11 protein-coding genes are annotated in these 15,871 nt (G+C 70.6%); 10 read left to right on the forward strand and 1 reads right to left on the reverse strand.

Going from position 1 to position 15,871, the window contains the following annotated elements; translation table 11 throughout:
• Positions 1-168 precede the first annotated feature (168 nt).
• Entirely contained in the window at positions 169-615 is a 447-nt protein-coding gene (locus tag AB0M63_RS26190; RefSeq protein WP_366021112.1) for an SRPBCC family protein, read from the forward strand.
• 30 nt (positions 616-645) lie between these two features.
• Here AB0M63_RS26190 and AB0M63_RS26195 read toward each other — a convergent pair whose 3' ends face one another.
• Positions 646-4,716, reverse strand: a complete 4,071-nt coding sequence (locus AB0M63_RS26195; RefSeq protein WP_366021113.1) for a discoidin domain-containing protein — start codon at positions 4,714-4,716, stop codon at positions 646-648.
• A 223-nt stretch (positions 4,717-4,939) separates the two neighbouring features.
• Between AB0M63_RS26195 and AB0M63_RS26200 the strand changes: the two genes are divergently transcribed.
• The 9 genes from AB0M63_RS26200 (at position 4,940) to AB0M63_RS26240 (ending at position 15,856) form a co-directional block, all read left to right on the forward strand.
• The gene (locus AB0M63_RS26200; protein WP_366021114.1) at positions 4,940-7,069 is read left to right on the forward strand and encodes a glycoside hydrolase family 27 protein; all 2,130 of its coding nucleotides are present in this window, start codon (positions 4,940-4,942) and stop codon (positions 7,067-7,069) included.
• Positions 7,070-7,143: 74 nt separating this feature from the next.
• Positions 7,144-8,433, forward strand: a complete 1,290-nt coding sequence (locus AB0M63_RS26205) for an extracellular solute-binding protein (protein WP_366021115.1) — start codon at positions 7,144-7,146, stop codon at positions 8,431-8,433.
• A gap of 1 nt (position 8,434) precedes the next feature.
• A complete protein-coding gene (locus tag AB0M63_RS26210; RefSeq protein ID WP_355915275.1) occupies positions 8,435-9,370 on the forward strand; it encodes a sugar ABC transporter permease in 936 nt (311 codons plus the stop codon).
• Positions 9,370-10,218: a carbohydrate ABC transporter permease gene (locus AB0M63_RS26215; RefSeq protein ID WP_355915278.1), complete on the forward strand. Its 849-nt coding sequence runs from the start codon at positions 9,370-9,372 to the stop codon at positions 10,216-10,218. The genes AB0M63_RS26210 and AB0M63_RS26215 overlap by 1 nt, the downstream gene beginning before the upstream one ends.
• Positions 10,215-12,278: an alpha-galactosidase gene (locus AB0M63_RS26220; protein WP_366021116.1), complete on the forward strand. Its 2,064-nt coding sequence runs from the start codon at positions 10,215-10,217 to the stop codon at positions 12,276-12,278. The genes AB0M63_RS26215 and AB0M63_RS26220 overlap by 4 nt, the downstream gene beginning before the upstream one ends.
• Positions 12,279-12,329: 51 nt before the next feature.
• Positions 12,330-13,103: an SDR family NAD(P)-dependent oxidoreductase gene (locus tag AB0M63_RS26225; protein ID WP_355915283.1), complete on the forward strand. Its 774-nt coding sequence runs from the start codon at positions 12,330-12,332 to the stop codon at positions 13,101-13,103.
• Positions 13,104-13,137: 34 nt separating this feature from the next.
• Positions 13,138-13,899, forward strand: a complete 762-nt coding sequence (locus tag AB0M63_RS26230) for a FadR/GntR family transcriptional regulator (RefSeq protein ID WP_355915286.1) — start codon at positions 13,138-13,140, stop codon at positions 13,897-13,899.
• Positions 13,896-15,041, forward strand: a complete 1,146-nt coding sequence (gene dgoD, locus AB0M63_RS26235; protein ID WP_366021117.1) for a galactonate dehydratase — start codon at positions 13,896-13,898, stop codon at positions 15,039-15,041. The genes AB0M63_RS26230 and dgoD overlap by 4 nt, the downstream gene beginning before the upstream one ends.
• Positions 15,038-15,856, forward strand: coding sequence for a hypothetical protein (locus AB0M63_RS26240; RefSeq protein ID WP_366021118.1), 819 nt, complete (start codon positions 15,038-15,040; stop codon positions 15,854-15,856). The genes dgoD and AB0M63_RS26240 overlap by 4 nt, the downstream gene beginning before the upstream one ends.
• Positions 15,857-15,871 lie beyond the last annotated feature (15 nt).

The following is a 15,871-nucleotide window of genomic DNA, read 5'->3' on the forward strand; positions in this document are numbered from 1 at the left end:
TTTCACGCTGGTTTCAGCGCCCTGGAACCGGGGTCTTCGGCGGGCTCATGTCCACAAGGAGCACGCGGGGAGCCGCGCCGATAGGCTGAGAGCGCTCGGTACAGCAGCGCGTCCCGCACATCGGCGCACCCCAGCCGGAAACCCAGCGACCGCAGCACAGGAGGCATCGTGGCCGGTCAGTTCGAGGCGACAGCCGAGATCAACCGCCCCATCGAGGAGGTCTTCGCCTTCCTCGCCGCCGGCACGAACGACCCGAAGTTCAGCCCGAGGGTCCAGGAGATCACCAAGACCCCGGAGGGGCCGACGGCCGTGGGTACGGTCTTCACGAGCACGGTCAAGGACGCCGGTATGAAGACGGGCCGGAAGTTCAAGATCACCGAAGTGGAGGCACCTCACCGGATCCGCTGGTCGGAGATCTCCAAGAACGCCGTCACGGCGGACGAAGGCGGCTACGACCTCGAAATCGTCGGTCCGGGCACGACCAAGGTGAGGATCTTCAACGTTCTCGAAGGCCACGGCATCGGAAAGCTGCTCGTGGGCTTCGCGCTGAGTGCGGCACGCAAGGACGCGCCCGGATTCGGGCAACGGATCAAGACGGCGGTGGAGGCCTCCTGAACTGCCGGTCTCTCCGGACGACCGGTCCGCCTAGTAACGGGCCGTCGAGGGGCGGCTGTTGTACGCCTCCACGGCCAGGACCGGATGGCCCGAGGACAGGGCCCGGCTCGGCCACGACAACGTGACGTCCTGTGACTCGCCGGGCAGCAGCCACAGGTAGTTGTGGCTGTACAGCGTCGGCAGCACACGCTGCCCGGTCGCGCCGTTCGTCAGGGAGAGCCGGACCATCGCGGCGACGGCCGGACCGTCGTTGTGGACGGTGCCGGTCAGCACGGTCCGGCTGCCGGACCGGGACAGGCGCCCGGGCGTCGCGGACACCTTCGTGCGCGGCGCCGTGCTCAAGGCCCGCATCGCGGCCGGTGTGCGATAGCGCCAGTAGGTGTTGCGCGACAGGACCCGGCCGTCACCACCCTCCAGCGTCAGGCGCAGGAGGTGCAGATCGGGCAGGCCGTCGGTCCAGGGGACGGTGAACGCCTTGGTCGTCGTGGCCGGTGCCACGTCCACGCGCGTGCTCCTGCTCTGCCCCAGCCGACGGCCCGACAGGTCGAGCAACTGGGCGGATACGACGGCCTTTTGGCGCCGGTCGCGGGTGTGATTGACCGCCAGGACCTGCCCCTCGGGGTCGGCCTGGACATGCAGCGGCTCGCAGGCCGAACGGGCGCCGTAGTAGGTGCCGTTGACGTCGAAGTCGTAGTCGTAGGTCTGCCAGACCGTGCTGTGCCAGGCCGGGTGGGACATCCAGAGCATGAGACCGCTGGCGTTGTCCCAGAGGTTCGCGTTCCAGGCCTCGAACATGGCCCGTGTGTTCTCGTAGTTGACGAACTGGGCCTTGCGGGCGAAGTCGTCGAGGTCGGTGACGGTCCCCAACCGCGCCTCCACGGCTGCCTTGTACGTCTGCGGTGCCTGGTTTCCGTGCTCGCTCCAGTCGTGGTAGTACCAGGCGCTGCGTATCGGCCACTCGGGCTCGTCACCGGTCATGTTCCGCATGCTGGCGGCGGTGGAGACGACGGGCATGCCGATCTCGGTGTGGAAGCCGAAGTCCTTGCTGCCGTAGGTGGACGGGTCGAAGTACTTCTCCGGCTCGACCCAGCCGTAGGGCCCGCCGCCGGTGATGATGCCGCCGGCCGAGTTGTTCTGGTAGAGGACGCCGGGGGCCTGGTCCTCCACGGCCTGGCGCATGCCGAGGTCGATCGCGGCCGGTGGGTTGCCCTCGTTGGCGCCGCACCAGATGACCACGCTGGGGTGGATGCGGTAGCGCAGGACGGTGTCCCGGGCGATCGAGTTGAAGGCGTCGTGGTCCGGCGGGTCCATGCCCCAGGCGTTGGGGAAGTCGTTCCACACCAGGATTCCGTGCTCGTCGCAGGCGGCGAAGAACTCCTCGCGGTCGGAGGTGCCGACCCAGTTGCGGATCATGGTGAAGTTCATGTCGCGGTGCATCCGCACGGCCGCGTCCATCCGCTCCGGCGGCATCCGGCGCAGCAGTTCGTCCCAGCCCCAGTTGCCGCCGCGCGCGAGAACCCGCACCCCGTTCACGCTGATCTTCAACGGGTCGGGGGTGTTGGACACGGACTTCACGTCGGTCCAGGTGTCCGCGTCGTCCGACACCTGGATGACGTACGTCTTCGGGTAGGCCGACTCCCACAGGAGGGCGACCCGGTCGAACCGCTTCGAGGACCCGAGGTCGACCTGGATCCACTGGTTGTCCTCGTAGGCCGAGGACCAGCGGGTGCCCGGATCGCCGTCCGTGGCCTGTGCGGCCGGGTGGTCGGGATCCTCGGTGGAGGCGGTTGTCGTACGACGGAGGGCGAGGTCGGTGCCGGGGGCGGCGCTGTCGATGACACCGAGGGACCACAGGGAGTTGCCCCAACTGGTGTTGCGCAGCCCGCAGGCGATCCGGACATAGCGCGCGGTGCGAGCGGCGAAGTCCTCCACCTGGAGGCTCGCGCTGCCGTTGTTGAAGGGCAGCGGGACCGCGCTGTTGTCCACCGAGGTCGCATCGGTCCAGGTCGTGTTGTCGGTGGAGACCTGCACCACGAAGGTCTTCGCGTACGCCTGTTCCCAGACCAGGTCGACGCCGTCGAAGGACTGGGCGGACCCCAGGTCGACCCGGATCCACTGGTCGTCCTCGTAGGCCGAGGACCAGCGGGTGCCGGGATCGCCGTCGGTCACGTTGGCCGGGCCGTGGTCGCCGGAGTCCGTGCTCGAAGCGTCGGCCGTCGCGTGCAGGGCGAGGTCGGTGGCGGGCCGGGCGCTGTCGCGTACGGCGAGGGTCCACAGGGAGTAGCCCCAACCGGAGGCCCGGGTCAGGCACTTGATACGTACGTACCGGGCCTGTTGCCGGTCGAAGGTGACGGACTGGGTATAGGAGTCACCGGAGTTGGCGAACGGCAGCGGCACCTCGTACTCGTAACCGAACTGACGGATCCCGAACCGCGTGGTGCGGCGGTCGCTCTCGGAACCGTCCACCGACGCGACCAGGGTGAGCTGGTGCAGGGTCGGGTCGCCCAGCCCGTTGGGCCACCACAACTCCGGCTTGTGCAGGCGGAGTTGAGTGAAGGCGTCCGGGGTGAAGGTGACGTCGACGCTCTGCCCCGCGGGCACGGTGACGACCTTGCTGACGCGAACCTTGTCGAAGGACGCGGAGACCGTCGTCCGGTGGTCGGCCGTGTCGGCGTTGCGGACCGGGACGACGACGGTCAGCTCGGCGACCGACACGTCCGGGAGGTTCGGCAGGACGGTGTCGACGCGCGGATCGCCGATCACGACATGGCCGGTCGATCTCAGCCGGACATGGTTCCAGATGCCGGCGGCCCGGTCGCGTACCGCCGGCATCCAGTCCCAGCCCGAAGAGGCCAGGTAGGTGGGGGAGTTGAGGTTCATCTGATTGGCGCCCGCGTCCACCCAGGACTCACCGGCGGGGCCCTTGTCGCCGGGGCTGCCGGGCACCGGCATGGGCGTGATCTTCACCGCGAGCGCGTTCGCGCCGCCCGTCGCGAGCACCTCGGTCACGTCGTGGGCCGAGCGGGCGAAGGGGTAGGTCAGACCGCCCACGTGGTGGCCGTTGAGCCAGATGTCGGCGGTGTGGTTGATGCCGTCGAACTCCAGCCAGACCCGGCGCCCGGCCCCGGTGCGCAGACCGCGCGGCAGCTCGAAGTCCCGCTTGTACCACCAGGAATGACGGGAAAGCGCCTCGGGGACGTGGAGGTTGTTGAGGCCGGCTACCGGGTCGGGCAGCTTGCCCTGGTCCACGAGTGAGCCGAGTACCGTGCCGGGCACGGTGGCCGGCAGCCAACCGCTGGTGTCGACGGACGGCTTCGACAGCCCCGCGCCGTCGGCGCCGGCCCAGTCGTCGAGGGTCAGCCGCCAGCCGGACTCCACCGGCACCGTGCCGTCCTCGGCCACCGCCAGCTTCGGTGCCGGTCCGGAGTGCGTGCCCCAGTCCGTCCAGCCCGTGGCCGACGGCCGGTGTCCCTTGGCGGTGCCGTAGACCTCGAAGCCGTTGAGTCCCAGGGGGTTGGGGTTGGAGCGCCGCTGCGAGGTCATCCGGACCCAGCGCGCGGTGACCGGGTGGGGCGGCTGGACGGTCACCACGCCGCCGGTGCCCGACGTGGTGCGGTACACGCTGGTCCAGGACGAGTGGTCGGTGGACGTCTCGACGACGAACTCGACCGAGTAACTCGACTGGATCTCCTTGCCCGTGGTGCCGTCGGCCGGATTGCCCGAGGTCGGGGGAGTGAACACCGGGTCGCTCGCGTCGGCCGCGAAGGTGAGGCGGATCGAGGTGACCTCGCAGGCGGCCTGGAGGTCGATCGAGATCCACTGCGGGTCGCCCGCGACGGCCCGCCAGCCGCTGCCCCGCACACCCGGCGAGGTGAGCCGGTCCACCACGAACTCACCCGGAGTGGGCGCGTAGGCGGTCGAGGAGACGGACACCGGGCGGTAGAGCGCGAGTTCACCAGGGGTGGCGGGCGCGGCGGCCCCGGCGGCGGATGCGGTCGACGCGGGCAGCAGGGAACCAAGGCCGAACCCCGCCAGCAGAGTTGAGCCCGTGGTGACGAGGGAGCGTCGCGACAGGTGTGGCGAGCTCGGCTGATCTGTCATGAGCGTGATGTCCCATCAAGAACCAGTGGCGCTGACAACGTTGCCAAAGGCTGTGACGCATGCGGGGTCATGTCAACCCCTGGCGCACCGTTCTAATAAATTAGGAATTAATATTGACAGGGTTTCGGTCGCACGCCACAGTCGTCGCCGTGACGCCGGTAGCCCCCTCTCGCAGCGCGGCCCGCGTCACGTCCTCCTGCTTCCCAACCCTCGGGAGAGGCAAGTGACTTCACCCCCGCAGGTCCGCACACCCGCGGCGTCCAGACTGACGCGCCGAGCCACCGCGGTCGCCATCGCGACCGTGCTGGCGGCGACCGCCGCCCCGGTGGCCGTGGCGCAGACGGGCGTCGACCAGGGCGCCCCCGACTACTACGACAGCGGCCTCTCGCCGACGCCCTACATGGGCTGGAACACCTACTACGGACTGGGCGCACCGACCGAACAGCAGGTGCGGTCCGTCGCCGACAAGCTGGTCAGCAGCGGTCTGCGGGACGCCGGTTACGACATCGTGTGGCTCGACGGCGGCTGGCAGGCCGACAACCCCCGTGACGCGAAAGGCCGGTTGGTCGCCAACCCGGACCGCTTCCCCTCCGGTATCCCCGCGTTGGTCAGCTACCTGCACAAGCGCGGCCTGAGGGCCGGCATCTACACCGACGCCGGGACCTACGACGGAGGCAAGAGCTGCGGGCTCGGCAGCAGGGGTTACTACGACCAGGACGCCCGGCAGTTCGCGAACTGGAAGTTCGACGCGGTCAAGGTCGACTTCCTGTGCGGGATCGGCGCCAAGCTCGATCCGGGCCCGGCCTTCAAGGAGTTCAGCGACGCGGTGGCCAAGTCCGGCCGCAAGATGCTGCTGAACCTGTGCAACCCGCTCACCGACGACTGGGGCCTGCCGCACACCCCCGAACAGGACGCGCACAACACCTACGTCTACGGCCCCACCACGGCCGACTCCTGGCGCACCGGCACCGACATCGCCTGGGGCACGCCGACCGCCGGCGAATGGCCCACCGTCCTGCGCAACATGGACGCCAACGCCTGGCACCCCGAGGCGCAGGGACCCGGGCACTACAACGACCCGGACTACCTGATCCCGATGCGGAAGATGACCGACGGGTCGTACGAACTGAACCAGGAGGAGTCCACCAGCCAGTTCGTGATGTGGGCCGAGATGGGCTCGCCGCTCGTCCTCGGCTCAGACCCGCGCACCCTGTCGGACTCGATGCTCGCCACCCTGCGCAACCCGGAGATCATCGCCGTCGACCAGGACCCGCTCGCCATCCAGGGCGTGCGCGTGGCCTCCGACTCGGTCGGCGACGTGTACAGCAAGGTGCTGGAGGGACACGGGCGGCGCGCGGTCGTCCTGCTCAACCGGTCCGACCAACCCGCCCTGCGCACCGTGCAGTTCGCGGACACCGGACTCGGTGGAGCGGTCCAGGTCCGGGATCTGCGGGCACGGGCCTCCCGGGGTACGCACACGGGGTCGTACACCGTCGAGGTCCCCGCGCACGGCACCGCGTTCCTCAAGCTGACCGGAGCGGACGCCCTGCCCGGCACGAGTCTGGGCACGCAGACCACGGCGAGCCCGGCCGTCGTGCGCGACGGCGACACACCGACCACCTTCCTGCGCGGCCCGCACGGCTCGCTCGTCCAGCAGGCCGGCGGCAAGGCGCGGGACCTCGGTGGTCCCACGAAGGGCCGCATCCTCGGCCAGCCCGCCGCGTACGCCTCGGCCGGCGGCCGGATCGACGTCTTCGTGCGCGGCACCGACTCCCGGGTCTACCGGCGGTCCTTCACCTACGGCCGCTGGGGCGCGTGGCAGAGCCTGGGCGGCCGGGTGACCGACGCGCCGTCGGTGGCGTTCACCGACCCCGCGCACTGGACGCTGTTCGCCACGGGTTCGGACGGGCAGGTCGTGCAGCGCGGACCGTCGACCGGCTGGTCCTCGCTCGGGGCGCCGGGCGGCCGGGCGGTGTACGGGCGGCCGTCCGCGGTCGTGGACACCCAGGGCCGGGTGCATGTGGCCGTCCGCAGCGCGGCCGACGACGTGTGGACCCGGGACCGGGACGCGTCGGGGGAGTGGTCGCCGTGGACCTCGCTCGGCGGGACCGTCAGCGGGAGTCCGACGCTGGTCGCCGTCGGGGACGCCGTGGTGCTGTACGCGCGGGCCGCCGACTACACGCTCTGGCAGCAGCGGTACGAGAACGGTGCCTGGCAAGGGTGGACCAAGCGGGACGAGTTCCCGAGCGCGGCCTTCGACGGCGCGCTCGGCGCGGTGGCCGGGCCGGGGGGAACGGTCGACGCGGTGTACCGAGGCGTCGACGGACGCGTTCACCTGACCCAGTTCAACTAAATTAGTAATTATTCTTGACGTGGTGGGGACGCCACGTGAATCTGGATCCGCACGGGATCCACAGGGAGCCATCCATGACGAACCATCAGCCGGACCGACGCCGGTTCCTCGCCGGACTCGGCGCCGCCGGAGCGGCGACGCTGCTCAGTGGCTGTGTCACCTCCACCTCCTCCGGCAAGACCTCCTCCAAGGGTGCGGTGACCCTCCAGTCCAACCTCTCCGCCCCGCAGGCCAAGGCCGCGATGGAGGACCTCGTCGCCGCCTACGCCAAGAAGGGCTCCGAGCGCGCGAGCCTCAACACGGTCGCGGCGGAGACCTTCCGCACCCAACTGCCGACCTACCTCACCTCGGCCAACCCGCCGGACGTCTACACCTGGTACCCCGGCTCCGTCGCGGACGCCTACGCCAAGAAGAACCTGCTGCTCGACCTCGACGAGGCGTGGTCCTCCTCGCCCGACCTCAAGCGGTACTCCAAGGCACTGAACACGCTGTGCACGGCGTCCTCCGGCAAGAAGGTCTTCGTGCCCACCACCTACTACTGGTGGGGCATGTTCTACCGGAAGTCCAACTTCGCCAAGTGGGGAGTGAGCGAGCCCAAGAGCTGGGACGAGTTCCTCGACCTCTGCGACAAGATCAAGAGCAAGGGTGTCACCCCGATCGGACTCGGCGCGGGCGGCGGCACCGCCTGGGTGGCCTCCGCGTGGTTCGACTACCTGAACATTCGGATCAACGGCGCCCCGTACCACCGTGAACTCCTCGCCGGGAAGCACCGGTTCGACGACCCCCAGGTGCGCAAGGTCTTCGACCGCTGGCAGGAGGTGCTGCCGTACTTCGACCCGGACGGCGCCGCCGTCGCCTTCCAGGACGCCTCCACCTCCCTGCTCAACGGCCGCAGCGGCATGATGCTCATCGGCACCTTCTTCGCCGACGCGGCCCCCAAGAACGCCCTCGACGACGTCGACTTCTTCCGCTTCCCGATCATCGACCAGAAGGTCCCGATCGCCGAAGAGGCGCCCACGGACGGCTACTTCGCCAGCGCCCGCACCGGCCGCAAGGAGCAGGTCGTCGACCTGATGAAGTACCTCGCCACCGCCGAGGCCCAGGAGACCTACATCAAGGGCTCCTCCGGCACCGTCCTGCCCTGCAACCCCGCCGCGAAGGACTCCGGGACCGCGCTGGTCAAGAAGGGCCGCGCACACGTCGAGTCGGCCGCCGAGATCACCCAGTTCTTCAACCGGGACTCCAGCGACGCCCTCCAGCCCACCGCCGACAACGCGCTGATCAAGTTCCTGGCCAAGCCCAAGTCGATCGACTCCATCCTCACCGACTGGCAGCGCGACGCCGAGAAGATCTGGAACGCCTGACATGGCTGTTCTGACCGCGCCCGACCGGAAGTCCCCGGCCCGCACGCCCGTCAAGGGCAAGCGGGCCCGGGGCCCCCGGCGCACACCCCCGCTGGTGCTCGCCTTCGTCCTCATCCCGCTGCTCGCCGAGTCGGTGTGGGTGTTCTGGCCCGCCGTCCAGGGCTTCTACCTCGCCCTCACCCGCTGGGACGGCGTCTCCCCACCGCAGTTCATCGGCCTGGACAACTTCCGGGAGATGGCCCACGACGACGTCTTCCGCAGCGCGGCCGGCCACACCGTCCTCTGGCTCGTCCTCTTCGGCGGCCTCTCCGCCCTGCTCGGCCTCGCCGCCGCACTGCTCCTCCAACAGGAGCGCCGGGGCGTCGGCTTCTACCGCGCGGCCCTCTTCCTGCCCGTCGTCTTCTCCCTGGTCGCCACCGCCCTCGTCTGGCAGGCCATCTACCAGCCCGACGGCGTCCTCAACCAACTCCTCCAGTCCGTCGGCCTCGGCAGCCTCCGCCACGCCTGGCTCGCCGACCAGGACACCGCCCTCTACGCGGTGATCGTGCCCGCGCTGTGGCGCCAGATCGGCTACGTCATGGTGCTCTACCTGGCCGGCCTCAAGGGCATCGACCCCGCCCTGTACGAGGCCGCCAAGGTCGACGGCGCGAGCGCCTGGCAGCGCTTCCGGCACGTCACCCTGCCCCAACTGCGCAGTGTCAACGCGGTCGTTCTGTCCGTCATCATCATCGACTCGCTGCGCTCCTTCGACGTCGTGTGGTCCCTCACCCGCGGCGGCCCCTACCACTCGTCAGAGCTGCTGAGCACCTACATGTACTCAACCGCCTTCCAGTCCCTACGACTCGGCTACGGCTCCGCACTGGCCGTCGTGATCTTCGTGCTGGCCTTCGGCGTCATCTGCTCCTACCTCGTCCGCGCGTTCCGGGAGGCCGACTGATGTCCGCCAACTCCACGGCCCTGCGCCGCAAGCGGGCCGCGACCGCCGGATTCCACCTGGGCGCGGGCGCGTTGGCGATCCTGTGGCTGCTGCCCATCGTCCTCGTCGTGGTCACCAGCCTGCGCTCCTTCGACGACATCGCCGCGAACGGCCTGGGCAGTTGGCCGCACTCCTTCACGTTCGGCAACTTCCGCCAGGCCTGGGTCGACGGCGGCCAGCAGCGCGCCCTCATCAACAGCCTGATCGTCACGATTCCCTGCGTCCTGATCACGCTGGCCCTCGCCGCGATGGCCGCCTTCGCCCTCAGCCGCTACGAACTCCCCTTCCGCCGTGCCCTGTTGCTCCTCATGCTCGGCGGCAACCTGCTCCCACCGCAGATCCTCCTGATCCCGGTGTCCAAGCTCAGCGAAGTGATGGGCGTCTACGACACCCTGCCCGCCCTCATCGGCGTGCAGATCGGCTTCGGCGTCGGCTTCTACGTCTTCGTCCTGCACGGGTTCATGCGGTCGATCCCGGCGGAGATCCAGCAGGCGGCGGTCGTCGACGGCGCCGGCCCCTGGCAGATCTTCTGGCGGATCATCCTCCCGCTGACCCGCCCCGCCCTGGCCGCGCTCAGCGCCCTGTCCTTCACCTGGATCTTCAACGACCTGCTCTGGGCGATCACCGTGCTGCGCAGCGACACCAACATGCCGATCACCGCCGCCCTCATCGGACTTCAGGGACAGTTCGTGTCGATGTGGAACGTGATCGCGGCCGGTTCCATCATCGCCGCCGCACCCACCGTCGCCGTGTTCCTGCGCTTCCAGCGGCACTTCGTGGCCGGCCTCAACCTCGGGGCGGTGAAGTGACCCACCAGCGCTGGACGTTGCGCACGGAGAACACCAGCTACACCGTGCGTCTGTCCCCGGACGGCCCCTGGGCCGAACTGGACGCCTGGGGACCGCACGGCGTCGAGAACGGTCCCTCCGCCCTGGACTGGTCGCGGCGCACGCACTTCATCACACCCGCCGACGCGGCCCCCGCCGAGTATCTGCCGTACGGGCTACGGCCGTTCACCGGATCCGAGCTGGTGGCGTCCCGTCCGGGTGAGGACCGGGGCGTGTGGTGGGACTTCGACGGCGCGGAGTCCGGCGACGAGGGCACGCTGCGGCTCGCCTTCCGCGACGAGTTGCTGGGCCTGCGCACCGTCCTCCACTACGAGACCGTCCCCGGCACGGACGTGATCCTTCGCTGGACAGAGTTCACAGCCAAGGACGAACTCCGCCTGGAGCGGCTCGACTCGGCCGCCGTGAACATCCCTGTCAGCGGCACCGCCCGCCTGACCTACCTCACGGGCCAGTGGTCGCAGGAGTTCCAGCACACCCGACTCGATCTGCCCAGAGGCACGTTCACCATCGGCAGCCTCCAAGGCGCACCGGGCCACGCGTACGCGCCCTGGCTCGCGGTGCAGGACGGTGAGAACCCGGCCGCGTACGGCATCGCCCTCGCCTGGCCGGGCAACTGGCACATCACGGCGGAGGCCGAACCCGGCGGCCTGCTGCGCGTGCGGGCGGGCCGGGTACCCCACGAGGGAGCCGTGCTCCTCACCCCCGGCGAAACCCTCACCACCCCCCAACTCGCCTGCGCCTTCAGCCCGGACGGCCTCGACGGGCTCTCCCGCGTCTGGCACCGCTATGAGCGCCGGCTCACCGGCGAGCGCCTGCACCGCCCCCGCAAGGTCCTCTACAACTCCTGGGAGGCCACCGGCTTCGACGTCGAGGCGGCCGGCCAACTGGAGCTGGCGAAGACGGCCGCCGACATCGGCGCCGAACTGTTCGTCGTGGACGACGGCTGGTTCACCGGACGCGCCGACGACACCGGAGGACTCGGCGACTGGTGGCCGGACCCGGCCGCCTTCCCGCAGGGCTTCGACCAATTCATCGCGGACGTACGGGCGTTGGGCCTGGACTTCGGACTGTGGATCGAACCCGAGTCCGTCAGCCCGGACAGCCGCCTGTACGCGGAACACCCCGAGTGGGTCTACCGCGTCGAGGGCCGCCCCGGCCGGCTCGTCCGCAACCAGCTCCTCCTGGACCTGGGCCGCACCGACGTCCAGGACTTCGTGATCGGGACGCTGGACAGGCTCCTCGGCGGGTACGACATCAGCTATCTCAAGTGGGACATGAACCGCCCGCCCACCGAACGCGGACGCCCCGGCGCCGGACGCGTCGACCTGGACGCCGAGCACGTCACCGGATACCTGCGCGTCCTGGACCACCTCCGTGCCGCTTACCCCGACGTCACCGTCGAGGGCTGTGCGGGCGGCGGCGGACGGATCGAGCACACCACCCTCGCGCGCACCGACGTGGTCTGGCCCAGCGACAACACCGCCCCGCTGGACCGGCTCGCCATCCAGTACGGCTTCCTGCACGCGCACGCCCCGCACGTCATGAGCTCCTGGGTCACCGACGCGCCCGGCGTCTTCGACCCGCGCCCGCGCAGCCTCGCCTTCCGCTTCGTCAACGCCATGTGCGGAGTGCTCGGCATCGGCGCCGACCTGCGAACCTGGACACCGGACCAGCGGGCCGAGGCCGCCCGGTGGATCGCCCGGTACAAGGAGGTGCGGGACGTCATCCACCACGGCGAGGCACGGCTCCTCGGCACACCGCGGGATCCGAGCTGCGGGGTGCAGTACGACGCCGGGGACCGCACGGTCGTCGCCGCGCTGAGCACCGGGCGGCTCGACGGTGCCCCGCTCCTGCCGGGGCGCCCGGACCGGCTCCGGCTGCGGGGACTTCGACCGGCGGCGCGCTATCGGGACACGGCGACCGGGACGTCGTACTCCGGAGCCCATCTGCTGCACTACGGGCTGCCGTTCGCGTGGAGTGCCGATCACGATGCCGACCTGGTCGTGCTGGTGCGGGAGTGAGCCCCTTATGTTCTCAGCAAGCCCTTACTCGCGAAGGAGTCGAACCCCACGATGGACCAGCCCGTACGACGGCACGGCGCCCGCTTCACCGGCCGCACCGCCGTGGTCACCGGAGCGGCCTCCGGCATCGGAGCCGCCACGGCCGTACGACTCGCCGAGGAGGGAGCGGCCGTCGTGCTCGTCGACATCGCCGAGGAGCGGGGCGAGGCGGTGGCGGCGCGCATCGGCAAGGACGGCGGACGGGCCCGCTTCGTGTCCGCCGACGTCTCCTCCGAGGACGACTGGACGCGGATCGTCATCGAGGCGCACACCTTCGGGCCCGTCGACGTCCTCGTCAGCAACGCCTTCACCGTGGACGTTACGCCCGCCCACGAGATGTCCCTGACGTCCTGGCAACGGCAGCTCGACGTCAACCTGACCGGCAGCTTCCTCGGCTTCCGGGCGGTCCTGCCCGATCTGACGAACCGGCGCGGCGCGGTGGTGCTGACCTCGTCCGTGCACGCGCACAAGGGCATTCCCGGGCACCCGGCCTACGCCGCCGCCAAGGGCGCCCTGCTCTCCCTGTGCGGACAGCTCGCCGTCGAGTACGGGCCCGAGGTGCGCGTCAACGCCGTCCTGCCCGGACCGGTACTGACCGCCGCCTGGGACCGGGTCCCGCCCGAGGACCGGGAACGCAGCATCGCCGAGACGGCGGCGCGGCGCTTCGGCACGCCCGAGGAGGTCGCCGCCGCCATCGCGTTCCTCAGCGCCGAGGAAGCCGCCTTCATCACCGGTACGAGTCTCGTCGTGGACGGCGGCTGGAGCGTCGTCAAGGCCTCCGCATGACCACGCTCCCCAACCAGCAGAAAGGCTGTACGACATGACGCCCTATGCCCGTCGCGGCGTGCACGGCCAGACCGTGGAACTCCTCGCCCGTCGCATCCTGGGCGGCGAGATCCCCGAAGGGGCCACACTCGATCTGGTCGCGCTGCAGAGCGAGTTGGACGTGAGCCTGACCGCACTGCGCGAGTCGCTGAAGGTGCTCGCCGCCAAGGGGATGGTCGACGCCCGGCAGCGACGCGGCACCTTCGTGCGCCCCCGCGCCGAGTGGAACCTGCTCGACGCCGACGTACTGCGCTGGCAGTTCGAGGGCGCCTCCACCACCGAGTCCGACCGGGCACTGCTGCACAACCTCGCCGAGGTCCGCGCCATCATCGAACCCGCAGCCGTCCGCCTCGCCGCCCAGCGCCGCACGGACTCCGACCTGGCAGCCCTGGACGACGCCATCGAGGCGATGGGGGAGCAGGGCTCCGACGCCGCCCACGCCGTCGAGGCCGACCTCGCCTTCCACCGCGCGCTGCTCGCCGCCACCCACAACGAACTCCTCGAACGCATGGAGATGGTCATCGAGTCGGGCCTGGCCCACCGCGACCGCATCGTGCACAGCTCCCCGCACAGCGAGGACCCGGTCCCGGCCCACCGCGCCGTCCTGGACGCCGTACGCGACCAGGACCCGCTGGCCGCCGAGGCCGCGATGCGCGCCCTGCTCGACCAGGCCGGCCGCGATCTGGACCGCCTCGGCGACTCCGAGGACACGTCCGAAGAGAACTCCGCAGACACGGAAGGCTCCCGCTCCCAGTGAAGATCACCCGTGTCGAGACCTTCCTGGTCCCACCCCGCTGGCTGTTCTGCCGCGTCGAGACCGACGAGGGCGTCATCGGCTGGGGCGAACCGGTCGTCGAGGGGCGCGCCGAGGTCGTCCGCGCCGCTGTCGACGTCCTGGCCGAACACCTCGTCGGCCAGGACCCGTTGCGCGTCCAGGACCACTGGCAGGTCATGTCCAAGGGCGGCTTCTACCGGGGCGGCCCCATCCTCTCCAGCGCCGTCGCCGGCCTCGACCAGGCCCTGTGGGACATCGCCGGGAAGACCTACGGCGCCCCTGTGCACGCCCTGCTCGGCGGCCCGGTGCGCGACCGCGTCCGGGTCTACGCCTGGGTCGGCGGCGACGAGCCCGCCCAACTCGGCGAGCAGATAGCCGCCCAGGTCGAGGCGGGTTTCACCGCGGTGAAGATGAACGGCGCCGGAGCCACCTCACCGATCCCCACCCCCGCCGAGACCGCCGCGATCGTCGCCCGCGTGGCCGCCGCCCGCGAGGCACTCGGCCCGCACCGCGACGTCGCCGTCGACTTCCACGGCCGCTTCACCGCGGCCGCCGCCCGCCGCGTCCTGGCCGAACTCGCCCCGCTGCACCCGCTGTTCGTCGAAGAACCCGTCCTGCCCGAGCACGGCCATCTGCTCGCCGGCCTGGTCGCGTCGAGCCCGGTACCGCTCGCCACCGGTGAACGTCTCTACGGACGCGCCGAGTTCCTGCCCCCGCTCACCGCGGGCGTCGCCGTCGTCCAGCCCGACCTGTCCCACGCCGGCGGCATCTCGGAGGTCCACCGCATCGCCTCACTCGCGGAGGCCTACGGCGCCCAGCTCGCCCCGCACTGCCCGCTCGGCCCGATCGCCCTGGCGGCCAGCCTCCAGATCGCGTTCGCCACCCCCAACTTCCTGATCCAGGAACAGAGTCGGGGCATCCACTACAACAAGGACGCCGACCTGCTGTCCTACCTCGTCGACCCCGCACCGTTCCGCTTCGTCGACGGCCACGCCCTGCGCGGCGACGCCCCCGGCCTCGGCATCACCATCGACGAATCCGCCGTACGCGCCGCCGACCGCACCGGCCACGCCTGGCGCAACCCCGTGTGGCGGCACCCCGACGGCTCCTTCGCGGAGTGGTGAGCGTGCCGCTCGACATCGTCACCGACCTTGCCCACGGCGGCCGTTGGACCTCACTGCGCGGCGCCGGACGCGAATGGCTGTGGCGGCGTACGGCACTCGAGCGGGACAGCGTCTCCCCGGGTGACGCCTTCGTGGACGCGGGCGGACTGGAGGAGTGCGTCCCCACGGTCCGGGGCACCCCCGACCACGGGGACGCCTGGTCGCGGCCGTGGACACGGGAGGGAGCAGCGGACGTCCTGCACTGCGACCGCTTCACCCTGGCACGCACGCTGCGCGCCACCGCCGACGGGGCCGAGGCCGACTACGTCCTGACGGCCGACGCGGGCTTCCGCTTCGTATGGGCCGCCCATGCCCTGCTCGACCTCTCCGACCGGGCACTTCTGCGCCTCCGTGAGGGAGCGCCCACCCGCCTCTTCCCCGAAGCAGCGCCCTTGTTGGACCGGGCGTGGCCGGACGGTGCCCCATGGGTGGAGGGCGACTGGCCCGCACCGGGCGGGCTGCGCCTGGACCGGTTCGGGCCGTACGACGGCACCGCTGTAGGAGCGGTCGTGGACTCTCCCCACTGCTGCGTGCACGACGATGTGGACCGGCTGTCACTGGCCCTCGAAGCCGACGGACAGCCCATGTCCATCGCCCTGTGGCGCAACCTGGGCGGCTTTCCCACCCCGCATCCCTACCGCAGCACCGGCGTCGAACCGATGCTCGGCCGCGTCTTCGACCTCGCCCAGGCCGGTCCCGGTGACGCCGCCCGGGTACCTGCCTCCGGCGAGGTGCGGTGGCGACTGACGCTCGCCACGCACTGCCGTTGCGCCTGAACCGACCTGTACGGA

The organism is Streptomyces sp. NPDC051576, from assembly GCF_040681835.1.
Taxonomy (GTDB): Bacteria; Actinomycetota; Actinomycetes; order Streptomycetales; family Streptomycetaceae; genus Streptomyces.